A 23,210-nucleotide genomic window follows, 5' to 3' on the forward strand; every position below is an offset into this window, starting at 1 on the left:
GGGGCATGCGGCGAGGGTGATGTTGCCTCAGTTTCACGAGCGTCTGCGTCGGCCTCAGCTGAGCTCGCCAGGCCGGACGTAGCGGCGGCACAGGTTCAGGGTTTCCGTGATCATGTCGTCGACGTTCGCGCTGCCGGTCTTGCGGTGGTTGCCCTGTTCGACCAGGTAGTCGGCGGTGCCGTGCATGGTGTTGTACAGCAGAACCGCTGCCGCTCGCGGGTTGGCGAGGGCGAAGGTGCCCGCCGTGGTGCCGGCGTCCAGGATTTCGGCGAGGGCGGCTGCGTGTCGGTTTGTGGTGGGGTCCGCGAGATGTCCGTGCCCAGGATGGTCAGCGGGGCTGGTGTGCAGGAACAGGGCGTCGTGCAGGTCCGTCTGGGCGAGGTAGCCGCGGATGCTGGACTCCATCCAGTGCAGCAGTCGGCCCATCCAGTCGTTGGCGGCGAGGGCGTCGAGTTCGCGGTGCTGGCGGGTGGTGAGGTCGTCGACGAACCGCTGCCGTAGCGCGCCGATGAGTTGTTCCTTGGAGCGGAAGTACAGGTAGAAGGTGCCCTTGGCGACGTCGGCGCGATTGGTCACCTCGTCGACGGTCAGTCCGGCGATGCCTTTGCCGAGCACGATCTGCTGGGCGGCGTCCAGCAGATCGCCGCGACGCCGTTCCGGTGCCTCGGTGCGTGGCCTCACTCTGGTGTCCCTCCTGCTCGCGCCGCCTGGGACGGGCGATGAACCGGTCTCATTCTCCACGCAGCCTCGTCCATGATCTCTCGCCGTGTAGGACCGGTGCGGGGACATCGTCCAGAGGGGTGGTGTCTCAGGCGATTCCGGCGCGTTCGAGGAGGACGGCGCGGCGTGGAGGCTGATGCCGATCGGGTCGGGTCATCCGGGGCAGATCGTCGTGCGGAACTACTGTCGGGACGCGGCAGGCATTTCTCGCCCACCGCACCGAGCGCAGCGCTTTGCTCGGCGCGGACAGCGGCTACCAGTGTCCGTGAACGCTCGACACCAACGCGCAGACGTTTGCGGAGGGCCTCGGCGGAGATCGGGCGACGGTGGAGTTCCCAGTGCTGTTTGTCCTCGTGGCGCGTCAAGGTCAGCAGATCGTCGTCTTCGGCCCCCGTGTGGCACGACACCTCTGTCGATCTCGGATTCACCATCGACGGCTGTTCTGGGCAACAGGCAGTATCTGTTTGTAAGCTTGGTCAGAGGTGGCGTGGATTGCCTGGAGCAGTCCGGGGCCGACTTCCGCCCAGCCGATCAGCAGGAGTGGGCCGACGGCGTCGAACAGAGCGCGTCCAATGTGGCCAGAGATGAGTGGCTCGGCGACGTTCAAGGCCAAGGTCACCAGGCTGGCGAAGACCAGCAGTCGGCGCGCAGGCCGCAACTGAACCATCGGAGCCTCGCGCAGGGCGAGGTCCAGGACGTTGCCGAAGCCGAACACAAAGGTCAGGCCGACCACGACTGCCATGATCGCTGTGCCCCAGCGGGCAGGGTCGATCCGCACTTGAGGGTCAGACATCCTCACCAATCCCTAGCGTGCTTGGCGGGCTTTTTCGCGTTCGTTGCGGGAACCATCCCCGCTCGTGCGGGGACGACGTCCTGCTTCAGATCCTGCTGGTCGTTGTGATCATCGGAAGAGGTTGTGGAGCCTGCCTGACCGGGCATCCGGCCGAATTCAGCCGGAACTCCACGCCGCTTATCATGGATTGGTCTACGCGCAGACGCCGCGAGGCGAGGTCATCCTGGACGCTCAGAGTGGGGTCGACAAGGTCACCAATGTGTCCATCGCACCTGACGTCGTCGTTGCGGGCTACGGCCTGGTGAAAAAGGATTACCAGCTGTACGCCTACGCGGCTATCGGGTGAGAACAGATCGCCCGTGACCGCTATGGTCCGACCGGTGGCCGCTGTACAGGTTCCGGCGCGGTTTTCGGCCGAACCTGGACTGGAGCGGCTGCCACGACGCGATGCGATGCGATGCGGTGTCACCAGTGGCTACCCAGCGCCGTGATCGCACCGACGCTGTGTCCACAAGTGACATCACTGTCATCAAACCAGTTTTTGGTCCACCTAACGACCTCGTGCATGGTTGGCATGTGGGCGCGTTTGCCCCAGGCTTAGCTCGGTCAGACGGTCGTTCCGGGCGGGAGGGCGGCGATGGCTCGGCGAGGCGGCCGAGTGTGTCCTTGATAGCCGGCGTCGGTCAGGATCTCGACACCGAACGTGTGCTCCAACCAGTCAGGGACGCCAGTTTGACGAGCTTCAGAACCCACCGATCACTTGCCGCCGCATCACCCCCTGCGAGCCCTGCCGCAGGCCCTTGAACCCGACCGGATCGAGCACCTCGCGGTACATCGGCATGACCGTCTCAGCGGGGTCCTCAGTGAGCACCGACATGCCGCTTGACCTGCGTGGACGTGGTTTCGGCACGCACACAACGACGCGGTTCTTTCACGAGCCATGCCGAGGTGACAACAGCAGGAAATCCCCGTACGGCAAGGTGTCGAAAGTCCGCACGACGATGTGGACGGAAGGACCTTGCCAGGGGGAACGAACGATGGATCACGCACGCCACAACCTCGACCGCCTCAGAGCGGAGTTCGCGACGAGGCAGGCGGCGATGGCCAAGGCCGTGGCCGACCTCCAGGAGTGGACCCGCTCCGAGGCCGAACGACTGCGTGTGGCCGAAGAACCGGTGCCTCACCAGCAGGTGGCTGACGACGAGCAGCCGGAGTCGTGGATGGTGTCCGGTTACACAACACCCGCGCAGCACAGCACCGGAGGCGGGCTGGACAGGTTGGCGAGCGGCGAACTGTCGTGGCGGGAGGTGTTCTCGGACACCACCACCGACCGGGACGCGAGAGCCATCCGGGCTTTGTTCGACGAACGGCTCGGCCACGTTCAGCGCATGCGGAACGGCAGGTAGGAACGTGTCAGGTTTTCGGGTCAACAGCGGGTATCTGCGCGGGTACGCCCGCCAGCTCGAAGCCGACCGCGATCACGGTGTCGCGCAGGTTTCGAACTACAGCAACGCGCACGGCCGCAACTTCGACCGGTTCAGCGGTCTGCTGGAACCGGCCCAGTGGTACGAGTCGATGCTCGTCGACCTCTGGACGCAGATGCTCGACAAGCAGCGGCAGCTGCTGACCGGCACAGTGGACGGTTTGCGGCAGACCGCGGACGAATACGACAGGATCGACCAGTCCACCGCGAGCAGTCTGTCGGCGTTCGGCAACCTCCTCGGTGAGGCCGAATCCGGCGGCGCACCGGCAGGCGGTGGCGCGGTGGCAGGACCGTTCACGCAGGGCGCGAACGTCGCCATGGCTCCGCCGAAGGACGAGAACCTGGTGCAGGGCGTGTACGAACGCATCGAGGCCCTCGTCGGCGAGTTCACCGATCCGATCAAGCAGGTCACCGGGTACGACATCATCGCCGAGTGGACGCCGGTCCTGCTGGGCGACTGGGGAGCGTTGCGCAGGCACGCCGACGCATGGGACCAGGTCGGCAAGGCGATGGAGGCCATCGAGGCGGACCTCAACCTCGGTATGGGCATCCTCATGCCGGAGTGGCAGGGCGGCGAGGGCACGGGCGGCGGGGCGCCCGCGTTCGAGCAGCACATGCGCGACCGGGTCATCCTGAGTTGCGCCATGTACAAGGAGATCGCCAACCTCAACAAGGAGGGCTTCGACTTCGCGGCGATCAGCTACGAGGCGATCATCACCAACGGCCTGTGGCTGTTGGAGTACTACGGCGTGCGGTTCAGGGCCGTCGTGAAGAAGGTCGTCAAGGCATTGCGGGAGGTCACCATCAACCCGAAGACGTGGTACGACCTGATCGACGAGCTGGTCTCGATCGTGGATGACTACATCGACTTCGTGAAGAACTCCATCAAGGCCTTCGAGATCTGCGTCAAGCAGCTCATCGAGATGATCGAGCTCGGCATCGCCGAGGTGAAGACCATCATGACGTTGGTCGAGTGGAAGATGAAGGGCAACTGAGCACCGGGTGATCACCCAGGCGTTGATCGCGGCCGCGACCTCCGTGGTCAGCCTCGGCAGCTCTATCGCCGTGTTCATCAGCAGCGTGCTCATCGACCTCGGCATGCTGCTGGCCAAGATCGGCAAGAAGCTCGCCAAGCTGCTCAAGGGCCTGTCGAAGTTCGCCAGGAGGTTCGCGGACAAGTCGGACAACCTCAAGCGAGCAGCCTATGCGGGCGGGCCGCCTGGTGCTCGCGTCCTCCAACTGGCGCCCCCATCGCCCACCCTGGCGCTGGACTGAGAAACTGCTCGCAAACTCGGCGAACATGCGCAGCGTCGGGTCAACTCGCGGAGTTCGGCGCGGATTTCTCACCGGAATGCGTTCGGTAAACCGTACGTATTGATGCCATATTGTCACGATATTCCGGAGCGTGAGAATTGAGCAGGTAAAACTGTCCTGGTCGAGATTGGGGTGCGCCATGAGGTCACGTTATCAAGATCGGGAGCGCAGGCGGGATACGTGATGGACTGGATTTCGACTGTCGCGTGCTTGATCAGCCAGCGGATCGGGAAGTCGGTGCCGAGTTGCGTTTCAGTCGTGCGTGTAGCGTCACCAACGACAACGACGTCACTCCGAGGTCGATGAAGTTGGCATGGGTGGACACGGTGGGAACTTTGAGTACAGCGGCCACCGCGGCGCCAATCAGCCGTCGCAACTGCTCCGTCTCGTCGCCCTCGCCTGGGCGTTCACGGGATGCTGGCCGGTCACGAGTGGTTTCCAGATCGGGTGTAATCCGCCACAACGGCTTGGACAGCATGCTGATGCGTCCGTCAACGAGGCAGAAAATCTGAAATGCGTGTAAATCATTTGGCGGCGCGCTGGACGGTATCGTGCCTGTGAAAGTGTGTGTGAAGCTGCCGCCTGCATCGACGGTGTCCACCTTCGTTGAGCCGAATCGTGCTTCGTAGAAGTTTCCGAAGCGTAGCGCTCCGCCGACTGCCACGTTCTTTGCAAGGCTTTGCGTGTTGGTGAGAATGAGATCGATCTTGAATTCCTCGTCTGCTCGGATTGACTCGTTTCCGTGGAGTTGTACCTCGAACTCGTCGAGTGGGTAGCCTTCGAGGAAAGGGGAACATCGCGGGCACAGCTTGATGACCAGGTGTTCTGGGATATCTGGGTAGGTGATTCGGTGTGTGATGGACCTTCGCGTGCAGTTGAGGCATTCAGTCGACTCGCCGGAGCGTATAATTTCGTCTCTCGGCGTCATCGAGTCGAAATGTAGGTATTCGATACCCGCCGTCTCGGTCAGCCTCTGAATGAAACTCCTGCGCCGCGTTGAACCGATCGTCGGCCGTTTTCTTTGAGTTCTCCGCCGTGTTGCGAACGCTATGGAGGAGTTTCAACGCGTGTGCATCGGGAAGGTGGTCGATCAACAGTGCTGACCGTGCCCTACGAGGAGAGTTCGATACCGTCCGGGCTCGACAGTCTCATCGAGCGGTGTGCGGGCGCCGGACTTCGTGATGTGGCCTACGTCGAGTTTCGGAATACGTGAAGATCAACACCGGTATCCTGGTCTTCTTCCCCAAAGGCCATCTGCTTCACCAGGGACCGGTGCCCAACCGGCAACTGGTCGACGACCCGGACTTCGCGAGCGCGCGGCTGGAAGTGATGTCCGGCTGCGAGTACTTCGTCCCGGACCGCAGCAGAGTGTTGCACGGCAAGCGGTACGGCATCGCGGCGATCAACGTCATCGCCAGGGCGCCGCGGCCGGGGGAGGTCCTTGACATCCACAGAGGACAGATAATTTCCTGGTTCCACCTTTCCGGACCGCTCGTCAGTCAGGCCGTCCACCCGTTGCCGGGCGCGAGTTCGGGGTGAGCACGATGATCGAGCCGGTTCCTCGGACGGGCGACGACGTCGCTCGCGTGCGAGCTGGTCTGGCTGCGGTGGGGTACCAGGAATCGGCGGTTCGTGATCTGCTCGCGGTGCCCGCACCGGCGCCCTTGCCGTCCGTGGGGCACCCGCGAAGCCTCGCCCGTGCCGCCAACAGTCCGCCTGGCCCGCTTCGGACACTGACGCGTTTGCTGCTCCTCGGCGTAACCGTGGACGCGGCGGAGCTGAAGCACGATCCGACGCTGACCCGCGCACTGCTCGGCGCGGGCCTCGTGGCTGTCTCGGCAGGGCGGCTCCGCCCGCTGGTCAGGGTGACTCCATTCCACGATCTGCTGCTCGCCGGCGACCTGCGCAACGAGGACGCGGCGGAGGTGGCGGCCGAAGCAGTGGAGAACCCTCATGGCCCGACCGAGATCCTCGCACAACTGGTCCCGCGTGAACGGATCCGGCGCGGTCTCGACATCGGCACAGGTGTGGAGTGCACGCGATCCAGCTCGCCATGCATTCGGACTCCGTCCTCGGTGTCGACGTCTCACCGCGTGCCGTCGGGTTCGCCAGGTTCAACGCCGAGCTCAACGCGCTCCCCCACGTGCGATTCGGACTGTCGGACGACGCGCTTCGTTGGAACGCGGACAAGGACTCCGACGAACTTGAGCGGACCGCTGCCACTTGGCTCGACTTCTACCGCCGAAACCGCATGAGCGAGATCGCGTACGGCATCGTCGTCTTCACCCCCGCGAACGGGATGCGTCCCTGGGTGCACACCGAATACATCTCGGTGTCCGGTCAACGGCCCGATCGCGGTCAGATCCGCGACATCGTCGCTGCCCTCCATCGCAAGCACCGCGGGGACGAGGTCACGCGACCAAGGCTCCACCCCGACCACGAGATCATGTCGGTGAGCACCGTCGTCGCCGACCGTCGCGTCGTCCGCGAACAGCTGCTCCGCTCCACGCGCGGGCTTCGGTTCGCTGCTCCCTGCGGCCCGCGGTTGCTCGACCTGATCACGACTGGGCAGTGGCCGGCCGCGGCCCGAGACGCTGACGGGGCACTGGCGATCATGGTTCGCCGGATGTCGGAAATCGGGTTGCTCACCACGGAAGGAGGCGGTATCGGTGATCGGTAATGACGCGGCCCGTCCCGGCGAATCGGACGTCGACCTCGAGCAACGGCTTGGCACCAGAAGTGCCCTGTACACGCTGTGGAACCCCCATGGCAGGCCCGTCACGGTTTCATGGGACGACAGCAACATCATCACGGCGGACAAGCAGACGCGAGCCAGGCTCGTCCAGGTCCACTTGGTGATTCACTCCCTGCTACGAGGACAGCACATCGAGGCGATGGACCGTCTGTCCACCATGAGCGGCCTGATGGCCGCCTTCACCGCGCTGCGCTCCTTCACACTGGTCAGCGAGGCACTGTGGGACGCGGCCGAAGCGACTTGGCGTGATGTCCTCGATGTCGCTCGAACCTCGCTGGACGGGATGGTGGCACGCCTACCGAGTGCCGCGGTGAAGCAGGTGCTGACTGGAGCCGACGCCATGTCCGGTGCCGCGTGGCAGAACATCGCAGATGGTGGTCGCGACACGGTCCTGGACTGCGTGGCCGGGACAGCGGCGACGTTGTCGCCCAACGAGAGAAACGGACTCGGCGGATTCGGCGCCGCCGTCTACAGCACCACCTTGCGGGCGGCGTTCGGCCGCGCAGACGAACCGCAGACGAAAGAGCACGCAGCCCTGCTCGCAGCGATGGCCCTCGGGAAGACGGTGACACATCGCGACGGACGACTCTTGGTTGACAGTTGACGTCGCGCGGTGGTGCTCAGTGCTTGCCGCGAGTACGCCGCGCTGTGCCGTGAAAAGGAGTTCGGATGGCTGTTCTCGTCAGATGACTGATCTGCTGGGCGAAACCAGGCGCTCACACGTACTCGACTTGATCAATTCGCCCACGCCCGATGGGAGCGGTCCGATGTGCTCGGTCGGACGACCGCTGGGCGAATGTGGCAATTGGCCAGTTCCGCCATGCATCGACAGCCCGAGATGGTGAGCCTGGCGACGCTGATGGCCAGTGTTGTCTACGAGGAGATCGACTGTTGCCCGAACCCGACCGGCTCGTGCCGCAGGTATTTCCCGTAAGAATGGAAGGAAATGTCGAGGATCCGCCGGTTCAACTGCCGCACAGGGATGGCGCCGACAGTCGGCATCCGCTGGTGACTTCCGTCTACTACGCCCAAATCGACGGTGCCGTCGGCGGGGAGCTTGTCCTCCATGACGACGATGGCCGACCCACTGAGCGGATACAACCGGCCGAGGATCACCTGGTGGTGGTCGATGGACGTCAGACCCACTCGGTCGAGCCGCTCACCGCGGGCAGGAGACTGGCTGTTGTCACCAATTTCTACCTACCTGCCGGCGACAGGTGACGTGTCCCGACGCTGCCCGGTCCCGGTAATCGGGGCCGCCGCGTCGCCTCGGCGATGCACCGAATCGACAACGGCTCCTCGTCCGCACAGGCATGTCGGCCGATGTCCTCCAGCGGCCGCAGTGGCCTGGGGTGTCTGCGGTAAGCTGCTGTACGGCCTCCTGGCCAGTGGCGATGGCCCGAGCTTCACATCATGATCTGGATGGACGATGCACCGTTATCGGTCTCACACTTGCGGCGAACTTCGAGTCACGGACGTCGGATCCGACGTCCGGTTGTCAGGGTGGCTGCACAACCGTCGAGATCTTGGCGGTGTTCTGTTCCTGGATCTCCGCGACAATTCCGGGATCGTCCAGCTGATCGTGCGTTCGGATTCGCCCGCGTACGAGGAGTTGGGCTCTCTTTCCAAGGAAACGGTTCTTCGAGCGGATGGACAGGTCCTGCGCCGTGACCCGGGAAATGTCAACCCGGAGCTGCCGACCGGTGAAATCGAGGTTCAGGTCGCCGAGATCGAGGTACTCGGCGCGGCCGACCCGCTGCCATTCAGCGTCTTCCCGGAAGACAAGGTCAACGAGGAAACGCGGCTGACCTATCGCTTCTTGGATTTGCGGCGCAGCAGATTGCACCGCAACATCCTGTTGCGGTCGGCGGTGATTCGCAGCATCCGGGAGAAGATGACGGCCCAGGGATTCGTCGACATGCAGACGCCAATTCTTTCGGCGCCGAGTCCAGAAGGCGCTCGTGACTTCCTGGTACCTTCTCGGCTGCACCCGGGCAAGTTCTACGCACTGCCGCAGGCGCCTCAGCAATTCAAGCAGTTGTTGATGGTCTCCGGGTTCGATCGGTACTTCCAGATCGCGCCGTGCTTCCGTGACGAGGACAGCCGGGCGGACCGGTCCCCAGGCGAGTTCTACCAGCTCGACGTCGAGATGAGCTTCGCCGAGCAGGAGGACGTCTTCCAGGTCATCGAAGCGGTCATGACCGAGCTTTTCCGCGAGTTCGCCCCCGGTAAAGAGGTGACGTCACCCTTTCCTCGCATCACATATCGCGATGCGATGGCCCGCTATGGTACCGACAAGCCCGATCTGCGCGCTGCACTCGAACTGGTGGACGTTTCCGACATCTTCCGCGACAGCGAGTTCCGTGCTTTCGCCGGGAAGCACGTCACCGCGCTTCCCGTTCCCGACTGCTCGGGCCAGCCCCGCTCCTTCTTCGACCAGCTGCAGGCTTTCGCGGTCGACCGAGGGGCTCAAGGCCTCGCATGGGTCCGGCTCGACGACAGTGGCAAGCTGACCGGTCCGATCGCCAAATTCCTCACCGACGACGACGTCCGGCAACTCGTCGCTGAGGCCAAGGCCGAGCCCGGCACCGCGATCTTCTTCGGCGCAGGCGGCGAGTCCGAGGTCGCCAAGATCATGAGCGACGTCCGAGTCGAGGCAGCCAAACGGGTCGGCCGCTTCGAAGAGGACGTGTTCCGGTTCTGCTGGATCGTCGACTTCCCGATGTACGAACAGGCGGACGACGGCACGATCGACTTCAGCCACAACCCCTTCTCGATGCCACAGAACGGCCTCGAGGCCCTGCGGACCCAGAATCCGCTCGACATCCTCGCGTGGCAGTACGACATCGTCTGCAACGGCACCGAACTCTCGTCCGGCGCAGTCCGCAACCACAGCCCGGAAATCATGTACGAAGCGTTCAGGATCGCCGGCTACTCCAAGGAAGAAGTCGACGAGCAGTTCGGCGGAATGATCCGGGCCTTCCACTATGGCGCGCCACCACACGCCGGTATCGCCCCGGGCGTCGACCGCATCGTGATGTTGCTCGCGGGCGAACCCAACATTCGTGAGACGATCGCGTTTCCGTTGAACCAGAACGCCCAGGATCTGCTGATGGGCGCGCCGAACGTCGTCGACGACGCCCGGCTCAAAGAACTGAACCTCGGGATCCGCAAGCAACAGCGTTGATGACTTGTTCGGACGTCGTGGCGGTAGCGGCTGAACGGCGGCAGCGCCATCATCCCTACCGCCACGCGGCGGACGGACCCGCCTGCGCTGCGGCACGCCGGATGGTCGTCAGGTGCTCGTCGGGAGTTCTGCGAGGACGTGACTGATGGCGTCTTTCAACTGGTGCCCGAACTCGACGAACGCGCTGTCTGCTGGGTGGTACAGGTGAAGTGAGACAGCTCCACTCGGCTGGCCCGCGGCCTCCACGACGAGACCGCGGACAGCCGAAGGTGGCCTTCGGACTCTCGTCGACGTTCGGGCTGCGGACAATCGCAGTCGGGGTGGGACACCGTCCGTGTATGCGAACACTGTTTGGTACGGCAGGCCGGCCGTGAAGCCGTTCGTGCCAGCGGCGGCCCTGCTCGCGACCGAGATGGGAATGTCTCTCGCAGCCATCGCCGACACGACGAGCTGCCGGGTGCGATGCGGTTGTGGGTGTCGCCGTGCACTGCGGAGGTAGAGTTGACAGTACGGCTTTGGCATGAAGTACTCCATCACGTTCGACGACGTTTCGATTGCCATGTATGTGACAGATCGGCGAGGTCGAATATTGGAAGGTAATCCGGAGCTTCTCAGATTGCTTGGTGTCGATATCAACGGTGTTCGCGGTCGGCGGATGGCAGATTTTCTCATATGCGACGATTCCGCGCTGGTCGACTCCTTGACAGTTGGCTTCGGCGGACAGGGTTCCTGAGGTGTGTTGATGAGGCGTTGACCAAAGTCGCTGTGACGACATTGCCACTTTCGGATAGCTGTGACGAGGCCTCGGTGCTGGGGGTCGTGTCTCCCGTTACAGGCAATCGTGCCGCAGCGGATCGCCCGATCCTCACCGACAGGGAAGCGCGCCTCCTTGAGTTGCGAGCCTTCGGTGCGACCAACGCGGAAATAGCAAGACGGCTCAGCCTCACGTCACGAGGGCTTGACTACAACATTCGGCAACTGGCGAAGAAAATTGGCTGCCCGGCGAGTTCCAGTGCGATGGTCGCGGCCAATTCCCTGCCCTTGCGGGAAGTTCGAGACCGAATCCAGGTGGCCAGGGCGGCTGGGACGAACGAACTGTGGCTGGAACAGCTGCCGCAGGAACGGGACAGCTCGATCCTGGCGGCGGAATTCCTGCACACCGCACCGAGCGCCCGAGTCGGTACCGCGATTTTGCCGATGTACCTGCGCCATCCGGTGGCCACCGCGCAGCTGGCCGCCACCATGGCCGAGCTGTCCGACGGTCGGTTCATGTTGGGGCTGGGCCTGAGCAACCCATTCGTCAATGACTACATGCTGGGCTGCGCCCAGGGGCCGCCGCTGTGTGTGGTGCGAGAGTACGCGACCATCGTGCGGACGTTGTTGCGGGAAGGCAGCGTCGAGTTCGAGGGAAAGCATTTCACCGCGCGGATCCGGTACGACGCGCCACTGGAGCATGACGTGCCCGTCTACCTCGCCGGAATGCGCGCGAAGATGATCAGACTGGCGGTGGAACTCGGCGACGGGCTGCTGCTGTGGTTGTGCTCGTCGCGTTACGTGCGGGACACCGTGGTCCCAGCAGTCAGGCAGGCCTGTGCGGAGTTCGGGAAGTCCTCGGCGGACTTCCCGATCCGCGCGGTCGTCCTGGTTCGGTCCGATGAGGACCGCGCACAGGCGAAGGTCAACCTTTAATCGTACGCGATGATCCCTTATTACCAGCGCTACTTCGCCGCCCAGGGATTCACGCACGCCGACTACGCCCGTGGCATCTCCGACCGCCTGCTCGACGAGATCATGGTGATCGGAGACGCCCCGCGGATCGAGGAAGGCCTGGACGCCTACACCGCTGCCGGATGCACACCGATCTTGTGCCCAGCCACCACAACACCGGCCGGGTTCGACCGCATCCTCACGGCTGCAGGACGGCGGGCAGACGCCCGTAACCCACGCCGAGCGAGGTAGTACGCGATCGCGCTGCCGATGATGCCGCCAAGTAGAGGCTTCCGAGGCCCGCGACACCCGATCACCTCGGCGAGTACGGTGTTGGTTGTAGTGCCGCTGGTACTCGGCGAGGGCCTGTCGGGCGTGTGCCTCGTTGAGGATAAGAATGTGGTCGCAGACTTCGTTGCGGAGGGTTCTGATGACCCGTTCGTGTCGCGGTCGCGGAGTGGGAATCGAAGTGCATCCAGGTCTCCACTGACATCGGCTGTGAGGTTGCGCGCCTGTTGTGTCAACTGTTTCCACGTAAGCCCGGCTCGGCGCGGAGCAGGACCGATGCCTGCTGTGTTCAGGATCTCCCACACCGTCGATGCGGCGATCTTGTGGCCGAGACGGCCCAGTTCGCGCGACACCCTCTACTACCTGATTCCTCCGCTGCGCGACGGGGAATCCGCGCGACCGCGCGTCAACCAGATCGACCTGTGTCGGAGCGCGGACATGTCGGTGCGCAGGAGGTCCCGGTACCGGCTGTCGGTCCACGCTCGTTCGGTGATCGCTCGTTCGATGTCGACAGTCATGGTGTCCGCCGCCCGTTTCCGGTGATGGCCGCGCACACGTCGGCGGCCACCGACCATAGTCCTAAGTGGTCTGTCGCGATGGTCGTACACTCCGCTCCCTGCTCCCGAGCACGGTTGGCCATGGGGGCGAAGGGAGAGCGGTCGCCGCAGAGGATGTAGCGGCTTGGTGGTCGCTCGTCGTCGTTCTCGGCCGACGGCAGTGGTTCCTCGTGGGTGCTCATGCCGATCGGCCGCAGCCGGGAAACCACGTAGGGGTCGGTGAATCCGAGGACGTCGAGCCCGAACGGAGGTACGGTCCTCCCGGCCGGGTCGTGGGACACCGCCGCGTCGGTGAACAGCGGTCGGATCATCGGCATCAGGTCGAACGCGGACTCGCCGGGCGAGGGAAGGAATGCGTCGAGGTAGATCGCTTCGAGGACCTGTCGCGGACGCGCGTCCGCGACACCGGCGACAACCATGCCCCCGTAGCTGTGGCCGACGAGGATCGCCTGGTCGTCGAGCAGTCGGCCGACTTCGTCGATGTGCCGCAGCAAGCCGTGGTCCGCGGCGTCGTCCGGGCCGGTGAGCGTGGGTGCGACAACGGTGTGTCCTTGTTCGGACAGCCGTGCCGCGATCCGGTCCCACACCCAGCCGCCGCACCACGATCCGTGCACCACGACGTAACGGCTCATCAGGCGGGCACCTTCGCGACGATGTCGACCTCGACCAGTACGTCGGGGTCGAACAGCGCGGCGACCCCGACCAGGGTGCTCGCCGGAGCGGCGGACACCCCTTGGCGCAGTGCCGAGAAGAGCCCGGCGATCAGCTGGGGGCGGTGGTCCACGACGTACACGGTTTCCTTGATGATGTGCTCGCGTCCGCAGCCGACGGCCGCGAGCGCGGTGTCGAGGTTCTGGGCGATCCGCTGCATCTGGGTCAGGTGGTCCGTTCCACACAGGTTCCCGTGCTCGTCCCAGGCGACCTGTCCGGAAAGGAAGACGAGGTCGGCGCCGCGGACGAGCACGACGGGGGTGAAGGCCCCGGGAACGTGGAACAGACCCGCGGGCGTCAGGTACTCGGGATCGGTCATGGCCGCACCGCCGCACGCTCGGGCGTTTCCGGGCCCGCTCCGCTGATCACGACATCGGTGTCCACAGTCGCCTCCTCGAATTCTCGAACAACGTTCATTTAATAGTCGCCAGTATCCTGAGCAACCGCGAGGCTGTCAAACACGCTGCTAAAATCGCCCGAACATGACCGCGCACCAGCCCCGCACCCGAGGACGGCCGCCAGCCGCCGACCAGGCCCATGTCACCGCCGCCGCACTCCGCCTGCTCGACGAAGTGGGCCTTGACGGGCTCACCATGCGCAAACTGGCCACCGCGGTCGGAGTCCAAGTGGGCACGCTCTACGGCTACTTCCCCACCAAGCGGGCGTTGCTGACCGCCATGGCCGAGGCGATGCTCAGCGGCTGCCGTGACGCGGCCGAAGGAATCGCTCAACCGCGTGAACGGGTATGGGCCCTCGCAAGAAGCCTGCGCACAGCTCTCCTGTCCTATCGCGACGGAGCTCGGGTCTACGCGGGCACGCACGCCATCGGACCGAACACCCTGGGATTCGCCGAAGCCCTCAACGGCGCCCTACGGGAGACCGGGCTCGACGCCGCGGCGGCGATGCGGACCGCGCTCCTGATCCTGCACTTCGCGACAGGCCACACCCTCGAGGAACAAGCGGCGATCCAGTCCGGCCCGGACCTACCCGCCGGCATCGAGCACCTGCACAAGGCGATCCGGGACGGCGAATACCCACATCTCGCCGAAGCCCGAGATCACCTGACGGGAACGGATCTGACCGAACTCTTCGAACAGGGCCTGCGACTGCTCACCGCCAAGCTGCCCTGATGGTCAACCGTCACGGTGTCCTCTTGTTCCCGCCATGGACTCCCCAGATGGCATCGTGCTTAATTGGCGGACGAATGACTGTAGCGACGCCCTCGGGCGGGTGGTAGTTGGGGAAGGTGTTGTCGAGCGAGATGTTGTCGGTGTCGGTGAAGACGTGGTTATTCGCGCGGAAGTCTTCGAGGTCCGCCTCGTAGCGCTGGCCCTTGCTGCCGTCCGGTCTGACTACGACGTACAGCCTCTTGTCATCCTCCGTTTCCCCGTTCTCGTGCGAGATCATCAGCGGCCATGCGGACACCTCGTGGTCCCGTCCGCCGGATTCTTGGCGGATCTCCGCGCGGACCTGGTCGGCGGTCATCCTGGTCGGCGAAGTGCAGTGTGAACCTGGCGAACTGCCAGTCGGACGGCTCGTAGAACTGCGACTGCGCCGAGTGCTTCAGCGACTCGTAGAAGTCGACGATCAGCGGATGTGGCTCGTCAAGGCCGAGCTCGGGCACGTCGACCGGTCCCACCGTGGACGCGCACACCGGGCAGGCGTGCGGATCGTCTACGGCACCGACCTGCTCGGTGGCATGCACCGCCACCAGAACGAGGAGTTCCGCATCCGCGCTGAGATCCAGGGCCCCGCTCGACGTCATCCGCTCGGCGACCAGCGCCGCAGCCGACCTGCTGGGCATGTCCGGTGAGATCGGCACTCTGCGCACCGGCGCGGTGGCCGACCTAGTGGTCGTGGACGGCGACCCGCTGACCGATGTCACGACCCTCGCAGACCCGACACGAATCCGTCACGCCGTGCAGTCCGGCCTCTCGGTGTGAATCCCAGCTCAGCCGACTACTGCCTTGTAAATTGAGTATGGTCTGGGTCATTAGTGTCGGGTCACGGCAGCGTTGGACAGCGCTGACTGCTACCGATGGTCGCGTGCTGCGGCCCCACGGGAACTGGTTGCCATGTGATGAGGCTGGTTCTGCGCAGAGTGCGGGAAGGGGTTTGACGGGTGCCTGGGTTGTTCGTCAATTACCGGACTGGTGACGGGGATTGGGCAGCCGCCTTGGTCAGCCGGGAGTTGAGCACCCGATTCGGCGCCGACCAGGTCTTTTATGCCAGCCAGTCGATCCGGTTGGGCGAAGAGTTCCCGCAGGAGATATTGGCGCGCCTGCAGCGGTGTGAGGTGTTGTTGGCGATGATCGGCCCTCGTTGGATCACTGCCGTGGATCGCGAGGGCGTTCGTCGACTGGACAAGCCCGACGACTGGGTGCGCCGCGAGATCAACGAAGCGTTCTGCCTCGGCATCCGCGTCATTCCCGTGCTACTTGACGGTATTGGCCCGCTTCGCGAGACAGACCTACCCGATTGCCTCGCTCCGGTGGCCCGCTGCCAGTACCTGCGCATGCACCACCGAAGCGGCGACCTCGACCTCACCAGGTTGGTGGACGAACTTCTCAATGTCGCACCTTCGTTGGCCACGCCCACGGGCGCGGCCCTACCGACGCGACACCGTACGACCGAGCGCGTACATCTGCCTGATCCGGGAGTTCCGCATCCGCCCGCCCGACGGCCTCGTGGAGCTGACGGTGAACTGCGGAGCATGGTCACGGAACTCCGCCAGGCACTGGCCGATTCTTCCGGTCAGATCGCCGTCCACGACTTGGTCCATGTCACGGCAACACAGGCACTCGACGCGCTCGGCGACGCCCGGTATCCGGCCATCACACGTCATATGGAGGACAGCGACCTCCCAGCGGCTCTGGAGGAACGACTCACCTCATACGAGCGGGACATGGCGCCACTGCTGCGATTGGTTGCCGTCGGCGTCTGTTCCGGCGCTCGTGAACACGACGATCTCTGGATCGCCATCGCGAACCGGGTACTGAACCGGCGGGACACGCCGCCACCATCGGACGCACAGGAGGCACGGGTAGCGGCCGAGGCTTATCCCGCATTGCTGCTGGTCTACACGGTCGGTGTCGCCGGGATGGCCGCGGCTCGGGAAGATCTCGTGTATCGGCTGCTCTGTCAGACCACGACCAGTGGAACGAATGGCAGGCCGGTACCGGTGATTCGAGCGCTCGCGCTGCGGCACGTGATCGATCCTCGAAATGGCGCGGCTTTGCCAAAATGGCGCGGCGCGTCCCCTGGTCAGGCGTTGAGCGCGCACCTACGTGACGTGCTCGACCCGGTGTTTTTCAACGTTCTTCACGACCGCGAGTTTGAATTGTCCTTTGAGGACTACGAGTACGTGCGTAGTCTGCTGGAGTTGCACGAAGGGCCGTTCTCCTCGCTGGGAACATTCGCTGAGCAATTGGCGAAGGGCAGCACCGCCGTGCATCAGCGTAATGTTGTGCGATTGGCGCCGAACTCCGCACTCCTCCAGCATGGGGCGTTCGGCGGTAACTCCGATCGGGTCGCTGAGGTGTGGTGCGAGTTGCGGCATTCTGTTCGTGCACGTTATCCCTGACCCTTGACTTGTCTAGTATGCCAAGCTGTGGGAGCCCCCGGCGGAGATGGCGGTTATGCCGTCGGCGGCCTCTGGTGGTACGGATATCTGACCGTCGAAGTCGGCTCCCCAAGCAACGATGGAACCGTCCGCCTTCAACGCCAAACTGTGTAAGACGCCTGCGGAGATGGCGGTTACGCCACTGGCGGCCTGCGGCGGCACGGATATCTGACCGTATTGGTTGTATCCCCAGGCAATGATGGAACCGTCCGCCTTCAACGCCAAACTGTGTGGGCCTTCGGCTGATATGGCGGTTACGCCGCTGGCGGCCTGTGGTGGCACGGACACTTGGCCTTCGTCGTTGTTTCCCCAGGCGATGACTGATCCGTCCGCCTTCAGTGCCAAACTGTGGTTGCCGCCTGCGTCGATGGCGGCTACGTCGCTGGCGGCCTGTGGTGGCACGGACACTTGGCCTTCGTCGTTGTTTCCCCAGGCGATGACTGAACCGTCCGCTTTCAATGCCAGACTGTGCCAGGGTCCTGCGGATATGGCGGTCACGCCGCTGGCGGCCTGTGGTGGCACGGACACCTGACCAAAGACGTTGTTCCCCCAGGCGATGACTGATCCGTCCGCCTTCAGTGCCAAACTGTGGTTGCCGCCTGCGTCGATGGCGGTTACACCGCTGGTGGCCTCCGGCGGTACCGATGATTGACCATCGGATTCGTATCCCCAGGCGATGACTGATCCGTCCGCCTTCAGTGCCACGCTATGGTTGCCGCCTGCGTCGATGGCGGTCACACCGCTGGTGGCCTCCGGCGGTACCGATGTCACACCATTGGCTTTGTTTCCCCATGCTTTGACTTCTCCTTTTGTGACGGTGATGTTTTGGGAGAGGTTTGCGGTGTTGGTGCCGATGGCGATGGCGAGAGTGACGGTGTATGTGCCTGGCGTGAGGAAGGTGTGGCGGAACTGGGCAGTGTGACTGGTGGTTTCAGGAACGGCCTGACCTGGCCTGGTGATGGTCCAGATCCACGTGTCGGGGTTTGCGGTGACGTCGGCGCTGAAACGCACTCTTTCCCCGACCACGGGGGTGGGGCGCTGAATGTCAAGGTGGGTGATACGTGGGGGTGTACCTGCCGGGTCCACGATCACCCTGGTCTCGGTGATCGACGGTTGTCCTCCTGCGGCGAGGACGGCAGCGGCGCGGACGCGGAAAGTGCCGGGCCGGGACCAGCGATGGCGAACGGAAGTACCAGTGGCCTCGGCCCCGTCGCCGAACCACCAGCGGGTTCCGGCGAGGCTGGTTGCCGGTCGGACGACAAGGGCCAACTCGAACTCGTCACCGACGTACCCGTAGCCACGCGGTTTGACCACAATAGACACGGTCGGCGCGGGAGACGGCAGCTTCTCGGCGGGTGGCGTCCGGGTGGATCCATCCGTCCGTCGTGGAGTTTCCGATACTGGCTTTCGTTCAATGCCAGTCAGAACCGCCAATCCCGGAATGGTGGAGTCATGGTTGGGCTGGGACGGTCCGTCGCCATCCTGGACGTCGGAGACGCCGCTGTCGGTGCGTGGTTGGTTGTGTTTCGTAATGGTCCGGACGCTGCCTGCCAGGTCGAGCACTCCGGCCCGGTTGCTGTTCGGGTCGTTGAAGAAGACGATGCCGTCGCGGGTCAGAAGTTCGAACCGGCCCGGCTGGTCGAAAAGCTGTCGTTGAGCGACGACGCGCGTGGTGGCGAGGTCGATGATCGTGACTTGTCCGGTGGAGTAGTTGGGCACGACGGCATGCTCGGACGCTTCGACCGGTGCACCCAGATCATCGCCAGGCGCTCCGATGGTGACCGGTGTGCCGCAGGAAGTGGTGTCGAAAGCGCACACGTTGAAGGTACCGCGAGTGCCGATCGCGAGCAGGAGTCTCGAGCGATCGGGAGAGCCGCTGACGGCCAGCGTGTCACTGGGCTGGATGTTCGGCTGGGCGGTCCGGGTGACGGTGCCGGTGTCCGGGTCGAGGAGTTCGGCGATGCCACGGGCCGGGTCGACCAACGCTGGCTGGTGGAGCGTGACGGTCAGGCGAGGGGCGCCGGTCCCCGTGGCTGAGGGGCGGGTTCGCCGCTGTCGTCCGGTCAGCCAGGCCAGTTCGCCGGTGTGGTGATCGATCGTCCACAGGCGATCGCGGTCATCCACGGCGAGACCGTCCGCGGCGATGTGGGCGGCCAGGAGTTGTGGTGTATCCCGTGGTGCCAGGGTGTGGGGATCGGCTGCGGCGACCGTTCCGCTGTGGGTATCCACCGCGTAGAGCGTGTTGGGTGCCACGGCAAGAGCAAGATTGTCGCTCGCCGCGGGGAGCAAGGATGCCGGTGAGGAGATTTGTTCGGTGGTGCCGTCGATGCGTTGCAGTGTGCCGGTGGCGTGGTTGAGGACATACGCGTTAGTGCCATGCTGGGTGATGCTCAGGGGACTGCCTGGTGCGGCGACCTGTGCCTGGCTGACCACCTCCCCCGTCATGCCGTCCACGAGTGTGGCTTGCCCGGTCTGGACTGAGGCCAGCCACGCGGTACCGGGATGCATTCGCACGTGGGAGGCGCGATGCCCGTGGCCTGTGGCCAGAAGCACCGTGGCGGCCACAGCGACGACAGCGAGGGTGGCGAGGATGCGGATGTACCGCGTCCGCGGATTCCGGTGCTTCATCGGTACCGTCCCATTTCCAGGCTCTGCCGGGCCCGTCGCCGTTGACGCTCGGCCAGCCAACTGGTCCACAGTGGACGCGGGTGCACCGCGGCACGGAGCCGGGTGACCGACACGCGTCGGGGGTAAAGCATGGTGCGCAGTTGGTCCACCAGGTGCCAGGCCCGTTCGGCTTCACGTTGACCGAGGTGCTCGGGTGCGAAGACAGCCGTCGTGACCAGTGGCGCGATGGCCGCGATCGGATGCGTGGCGGTGCCCAGCGTCATGCGGACGTGGTCGATCACTTCCCGCGCGGTCAGCGAGACGGGCAGTGCGATGCCGCGTTCTGTCAGACGATCGACCAGTTCATGCCACGCGCCAAGCACACATGTCGCATGGTCGGAAGCGTGGCGTCTGTGTCTGCGGCGTCCCGCTTTCACGGCCGTGATTGCTCCGGCAGTGAGCACGATCAGCACCGCCACCGCGATCAGGGCGCTCACCGAGTCGTGCAGGATGCCGGTCCAGCCGAAACCGGACTGGTTGTCGCGTGGAGCTTGTGACGAGGCGGTGGGTCCCGGGTTTCCCGACTGGGCAGCGGGTTGTGAGGTGGACTGCGGCGGTACCACGCGGGGGATCTCGGGTGGCGGCACCGGCGGGGGTGGGCTGCTGTCGCTGGTGTCCGTGGGTTCGAACGGTACCCATCCGTAGCCTGTGAAGTGCACCTCGGGCCAGGCGTGGGCATCGGCGGTCGTGACGTTGTATGCGCCGCCGTGGAAGTTGCGCAGGCGGTAGCCGACCGCGACTCTGGCTGGGAAACCCAATGAACGGGCGAGCACGGTGAACGCCGTCGCGTGCTGTTCGGCGTACCCCGTGCTCTTACCGGTGAGCAGGCGGATGATGGCAGCGTAGGAATGCCCCGGTGGTGACCCGGACAGGTTGTAGGGAAGGGAATGCAGGTAGCGTTCCAGCGCTGTCAGTTTGCTGTACGGGGTGGGACGGGCGGCCACGAGTCGGTTGGCCAATTCAGGTAACAGCACCGGGGGATTGGCGGACAGCGTCCGGGCGTATGCGTGTTCCGGTGTGATGGTGCTGGGCGATGCCAGTGGCAACCCGCCGTCGCGGCTGCTGATCTGACCGGCGAGGTCGTAGCGCAGTCCACGTACGACGGACGCGGTGCTGACCACAACGCCCGCGGTTGCGTTGAAGCCGAACTGTCCTGTGTGCTGGGCAGCGGTCAGCCGGGACGGCCAGCCGAGGACCGGCAGGTGCGGTCCGGCGAAATCCATCAGCTCAATGCGGGCCGTTACCGGCTGGGCGTTGTGCAGGGCAGGATCGACGGCGAGATGGCTTCCCGCCACGTGGTAGGTCTCCATTGAGGTCCATGTGGTGCCGTCGAAGACATCCAGCACTGTGGTCCGTACTCGGTCGACGAGCGTGGCAGCCTCCTGGTCGATCCGCACGGCGAACAAGGTGCGAGGAGGGCGCTCGGTCAGTTGGGGTTTCAGCCGGGCAAGGGGAGTGATGGTGTCGGTGAACGTGATCGGGGGCAGGTAGAGCGTGCGAGGGTCGAAGCGCGGCCGGCCGGAACTCAGCGGCAGGGCGTGCGCGCCGACGATGCCGACCAGTGCGCTGACCGCTACCGCCAGGCCTGCGGCGATGACGGTGCGTATCGGCCGGGATCGTTGCCGGCCGATACGCACCTTGTCGCTGTTGTTGATCCGGTGAGCGCGGACCGCGATCAGACACAAGGCAGCGGTCAAGAACACCACGGTGGCGGTGGTGTGCCCGCCACGTTGGTTGCCAACCACCACCAGGGCGAACAGGAACGCCCCCAGCGGCGGGGGCACGGGTGCCAGGATGCCCTTGGTTCGAAGAGTGAGCGTGACCGCCAAGAACACTGCCACCCATGCCACCAGTATCGGCATCACCAACAGGTCGCCCCACACGTCAGCGGGCACCGCCACGGTGATCATGCGGTGCCATCCGTTGCGCGAACCGGCGAGGATCGCGGAGCCGGTCTGGGCGGTCGGCAGCCCGTTCTCGACGGTGTCGCCAAACGCTCCGTACGTGGCGACAAGGCCACATCCCGCAACCGCCAGCAGCAGAGTGGACCAGGTACGCCAGCGGCGCGCGGCGGCCACGGTGGCTGTCACACCAGCGGCGAGGCAAGCCAGACCCAGCACTGGCAGGTAGTCGAGGGTGGCGAAGAACCCGCTGTACAGCAGGCAGCCAGCCGCGGCCGCCGCCACCACCAGCGCTACCTCAGCCAGCGCCATGCCCGAGAGTCTTCGCGACGTCACGGTCATCGCAACACCAACTGGTTCCACGATGCGGCGAACTGCGCGCTGGTCGGTGCGGCGACCGCGAGCACACCGCGCGGCCTGACCGTCGGGCCGGACTCCGGCGTGATGATCTGCGCCAGGCTGACCGAAAGAAACCGGGGACGTAGCAAGGTCAGCAGTTCCGCCTGTTGGGCGTTCACTCGGCCGGTGACCACCACCAGCGCGACGCCCTGGCCGACGGAGACCACATCCCGGACCGTGTCGGAAAGGACCGCAAGGCCTCGGTTCGCACCACTGTCTACAGCGGATAGGTATTCCAGCGCGGCGGTGAGCTCACCTCGCCATTCCCGTCCCGTTCCCAGACTGCCCACTCCGGACTCACCGGTCGCCCGCAGCTGTGCGAGGAGGTTCGCGCGTTCAGCGGCCACACAGAATGAGGCGGCCACGCGCACCGCGTCCTCGAACGCGGCCCCGGTGTACGGTGCGGTGCTGGTGTCGAGCACGACCAGCTGCCGCGGTTCGTCGGGCACCACCAGGTGGCGAGCCAGCACCGTGCCAGTGCGAGCCGTCGCCCCCCAGTGAATCAGTCGCCAGTCGTCCCCGGGCACGTACTCACGCAAGCTGTGGAAAGCCACCCCGCCCGGCGGTGCGCTGCTGGCCGTTGGTCCTTCCGAGTCCTGAGAACCACCGGATACGACAGGGACGAGGAGATGAACGCGCGGGTAGACGTGCATGACCAACGGCTCGCCACACGCATGGCCACGGCGCAGCAGCCGGAGCGGATCCGACTGGCCCAACTCCAGCGGCGGAATCAGATGACGGCCACGCCGAGCCGTCGGCAGCGGGTAGCCCACCGTACAGCTGTGGCCACGGGCCAGCGCCGGTATCCGTACTGTGGTGCGGCTCCCACTGACGGTTTCGGTGACCAGCAACGGCGGGGTCTGGCGTCGGCCCGCGTTGGTCACGGTCAACACCGCCTGGGCAACGCTGCCTTCGAACACGCGCCGAGGACTGATCTCCCGGCTCGCGGTCAACCGGAGCCGGGTCAGCATCCAGGCCGTCGCGGTCAGCAGGCAGGCCAGAGCGGTGAAACCCAGCGTGACCAGTTCCGGGTAACCCGCCCACATCCCGGCAAGCACCAATGCGGCCGCGGCACACACCATCGCTACCCCGCTTCTGGTCACCAC

The 23,210-nt window shown here is 64.9% G+C and carries 24 protein-coding genes and 1 pseudogene; 14 read left to right on the forward strand and 11 right to left on the reverse strand.

What is annotated here, in order from left to right:
* Positions 1 to 54: 54 nt before the first annotated feature.
* From ALI144C_RS07055 to ALI144C_RS58345, 3 genes are all read right to left on the reverse strand, one after another.
* Complete coding sequence (locus ALI144C_RS07055; RefSeq protein WP_076986195.1) at positions 55 to 681, reverse strand: TetR/AcrR family transcriptional regulator; 627 nt, start codon at positions 679 to 681, stop codon at positions 55 to 57.
* A gap of 463 nt (positions 682 to 1,144) precedes the next feature.
* Complete coding sequence (locus ALI144C_RS07060; protein ID WP_076986196.1) at positions 1,145 to 1,498, reverse strand: hypothetical protein; 354 nt, start codon at positions 1,496 to 1,498, stop codon at positions 1,145 to 1,147.
* Between the two features lie 757 nt (positions 1,499 to 2,255).
* A complete protein-coding gene (locus ALI144C_RS58345; protein ID WP_269086655.1) occupies positions 2,256 to 2,390 on the reverse strand; it encodes a hypothetical protein in 135 nt (44 codons plus the stop codon).
* 160 nt (positions 2,391 to 2,550) lie between these two features.
* Between ALI144C_RS58345 and ALI144C_RS07065 the strand changes: the two genes are divergently transcribed.
* Genes ALI144C_RS07065 through ALI144C_RS07075 form a run of 3 tightly spaced genes read left to right on the forward strand, consistent with a single transcriptional unit; the run spans position 2,551 to position 4,271 of the window.
* Positions 2,551 to 2,919: a hypothetical protein gene (locus tag ALI144C_RS07065; RefSeq protein WP_076986197.1), complete on the forward strand. Its 369-nt coding sequence runs from the start codon at positions 2,551 to 2,553 to the stop codon at positions 2,917 to 2,919.
* A gap of 4 nt (positions 2,920 to 2,923) precedes the next feature.
* Entirely contained in the window at positions 2,924 to 3,991 is a 1,068-nt protein-coding gene (locus ALI144C_RS07070) for a hypothetical protein (protein ID WP_076986198.1), read from the forward strand.
* A 7-nt stretch (positions 3,992 to 3,998) separates the two neighbouring features.
* On the forward strand, positions 3,999 to 4,271 hold the full coding sequence (locus ALI144C_RS07075; RefSeq protein WP_076986199.1) for a hypothetical protein: 273 nt from the start codon (positions 3,999 to 4,001) through the stop codon (positions 4,269 to 4,271).
* Between the two features lie 253 nt (positions 4,272 to 4,524).
* On the opposite strand, the gene ALI144C_RS53020 is transcribed toward ALI144C_RS07075, so the two are convergent.
* Entirely contained in the window at positions 4,525 to 5,238 is a 714-nt protein-coding gene (locus ALI144C_RS53020; RefSeq protein WP_083752805.1) for an acyl carrier protein, read from the reverse strand.
* 281 nt (positions 5,239 to 5,519) lie between these two features.
* Here ALI144C_RS53020 and ALI144C_RS07085 point away from each other — a divergent pair, with 281 nt between their 5' ends.
* The 8 genes from ALI144C_RS07085 to ALI144C_RS07125 all read left to right on the forward strand — a co-directional run bounded on the left by ALI144C_RS07085 (position 5,520) and on the right by ALI144C_RS07125 (position 12,211).
* Positions 5,520 to 5,849, forward strand: coding sequence for a hypothetical protein (locus ALI144C_RS07085; RefSeq protein WP_076986201.1), 330 nt, complete (start codon positions 5,520 to 5,522; stop codon positions 5,847 to 5,849).
* 493 nt (positions 5,850 to 6,342) lie between these two features.
* On the forward strand, positions 6,343 to 6,990 hold the full coding sequence (locus ALI144C_RS07095; RefSeq protein ID WP_076986203.1) for a hypothetical protein: 648 nt from the start codon (positions 6,343 to 6,345) through the stop codon (positions 6,988 to 6,990).
* Positions 6,980 to 7,669, forward strand: coding sequence for a hypothetical protein (locus ALI144C_RS07100; RefSeq protein ID WP_076986204.1), 690 nt, complete (start codon positions 6,980 to 6,982; stop codon positions 7,667 to 7,669). The genes ALI144C_RS07095 and ALI144C_RS07100 overlap by 11 nt, the downstream gene beginning before the upstream one ends.
* 287 nt (positions 7,670 to 7,956) lie before the next feature.
* Positions 7,957 to 8,286, forward strand: a complete 330-nt coding sequence (locus tag ALI144C_RS53025) for a 2OG-Fe(II) oxygenase (RefSeq protein WP_168211197.1) — start codon at positions 7,957 to 7,959, stop codon at positions 8,284 to 8,286.
* Between the two features lie 208 nt (positions 8,287 to 8,494).
* Positions 8,495 to 10,252 carry an aspartate--tRNA ligase gene (gene aspS / locus ALI144C_RS07110; RefSeq protein ID WP_076986206.1) on the forward strand — a complete coding sequence of 586 codons (1,758 nt, stop codon included), beginning with the start codon at positions 8,495 to 8,497 and terminating at the stop codon, positions 10,250 to 10,252.
* 520 nt (positions 10,253 to 10,772) lie between these two features.
* Entirely contained in the window at positions 10,773 to 10,985 is a 213-nt protein-coding gene (locus tag ALI144C_RS07115; protein WP_076986207.1) for a PAS domain S-box protein, read from the forward strand.
* A complete protein-coding gene (locus tag ALI144C_RS07120; protein ID WP_083752807.1) occupies positions 10,925 to 11,941 on the forward strand; it encodes an LLM class flavin-dependent oxidoreductase in 1,017 nt (338 codons plus the stop codon). The genes ALI144C_RS07115 and ALI144C_RS07120 overlap by 61 nt, the downstream gene beginning before the upstream one ends.
* Before the next feature lie 9 nt (positions 11,942 to 11,950).
* Positions 11,951 to 12,211, forward strand: coding sequence for a hypothetical protein (locus tag ALI144C_RS07125; RefSeq protein WP_076986209.1), 261 nt, complete (start codon positions 11,951 to 11,953; stop codon positions 12,209 to 12,211).
* A 550-nt stretch (positions 12,212 to 12,761) separates the two neighbouring features.
* Here the strand turns inward: ALI144C_RS07125 and ALI144C_RS07135 are convergent.
* Both ALI144C_RS07135 and ALI144C_RS07140 read right to left on the reverse strand, forming a co-directional pair.
* On the reverse strand, positions 12,762 to 13,436 hold the full coding sequence (locus ALI144C_RS07135; protein WP_076986211.1) for an alpha/beta hydrolase: 675 nt from the start codon (positions 13,434 to 13,436) through the stop codon (positions 12,762 to 12,764).
* Positions 13,436 to 13,834 (reverse strand): RidA family protein, encoded by a 399-nt coding sequence (locus ALI144C_RS07140; RefSeq protein ID WP_076986212.1) that lies wholly within the window; start codon positions 13,832 to 13,834, stop codon positions 13,436 to 13,438. The genes ALI144C_RS07135 and ALI144C_RS07140 overlap by 1 nt, the downstream gene beginning before the upstream one ends.
* Before the next feature lie 163 nt (positions 13,835 to 13,997).
* Here ALI144C_RS07140 and ALI144C_RS07145 point away from each other — a divergent pair, with 163 nt between their 5' ends.
* Positions 13,998 to 14,645 (forward strand): TetR/AcrR family transcriptional regulator, encoded by a 648-nt coding sequence (locus tag ALI144C_RS07145; RefSeq protein ID WP_076986213.1) that lies wholly within the window; start codon positions 13,998 to 14,000, stop codon positions 14,643 to 14,645.
* A 10-nt stretch (positions 14,646 to 14,655) separates the two neighbouring features.
* Here the strand turns inward: ALI144C_RS07145 and ALI144C_RS07150 are convergent, their stop codons facing one another.
* Both ALI144C_RS07150 and ALI144C_RS58935 read right to left on the reverse strand, forming a co-directional pair.
* Positions 14,656 to 15,000, reverse strand: coding sequence for a hypothetical protein (locus ALI144C_RS07150; RefSeq protein WP_168211198.1), 345 nt, complete (start codon positions 14,998 to 15,000; stop codon positions 14,656 to 14,658).
* Positions 14,888 to 15,226 carry a phage terminase small subunit gene (locus ALI144C_RS58935; RefSeq protein ID WP_441297539.1) on the reverse strand — a complete coding sequence of 113 codons (339 nt, stop codon included), beginning with the start codon at positions 15,224 to 15,226 and terminating at the stop codon, positions 14,888 to 14,890. The genes ALI144C_RS07150 and ALI144C_RS58935 overlap by 113 nt, the downstream gene beginning before the upstream one ends.
* Between ALI144C_RS58935 and ALI144C_RS07160 the strand changes: the two are divergent.
* Positions 15,161 to 15,458 (forward strand): annotated as a pseudogene (locus tag ALI144C_RS07160) (amidohydrolase family protein); the annotation flags it as partial. The gene ALI144C_RS58935 and the pseudogene ALI144C_RS07160 overlap by 66 nt on opposite strands.
* Positions 15,459 to 15,646: 188 nt before the next feature.
* The gene (locus ALI144C_RS07165; RefSeq protein WP_168211199.1) at positions 15,647 to 17,098 is read left to right on the forward strand and encodes a toll/interleukin-1 receptor domain-containing protein; all 1,452 of its coding nucleotides are present in this window, start codon (positions 15,647 to 15,649) and stop codon (positions 17,096 to 17,098) included.
* A 12-nt stretch (positions 17,099 to 17,110) separates the two neighbouring features.
* Here the strand turns inward: ALI144C_RS07165 and ALI144C_RS53030 are convergent, their stop codons facing one another.
* From ALI144C_RS53030 to ALI144C_RS07180, 3 genes are all read right to left on the reverse strand, one after another.
* Positions 17,111 to 19,582: an RCC1 domain-containing protein gene (locus ALI144C_RS53030; protein WP_083752824.1), complete on the reverse strand. Its 2,472-nt coding sequence runs from the start codon at positions 19,580 to 19,582 to the stop codon at positions 17,111 to 17,113.
* 179 nt (positions 19,583 to 19,761) lie between these two features.
* Positions 19,762 to 22,017: a transglutaminase TgpA family protein gene (locus ALI144C_RS07175; protein ID WP_168211200.1), complete on the reverse strand. Its 2,256-nt coding sequence runs from the start codon at positions 22,015 to 22,017 to the stop codon at positions 19,762 to 19,764.
* Between the two features lie 26 nt (positions 22,018 to 22,043).
* The gene (locus tag ALI144C_RS07180; RefSeq protein ID WP_143230475.1) at positions 22,044 to 23,207 is read right to left on the reverse strand and encodes a DUF58 domain-containing protein; all 1,164 of its coding nucleotides are present in this window, start codon (positions 23,205 to 23,207) and stop codon (positions 22,044 to 22,046) included.
* Positions 23,208 to 23,210 lie beyond the last annotated feature (3 nt).

Origin of the sequence: Actinosynnema sp. ALI-1.44, from assembly GCF_001984155.1 — a bacterium.
Lineage (GTDB): Bacteria > Actinomycetota > Actinomycetes > Mycobacteriales > Pseudonocardiaceae > Kibdelosporangium.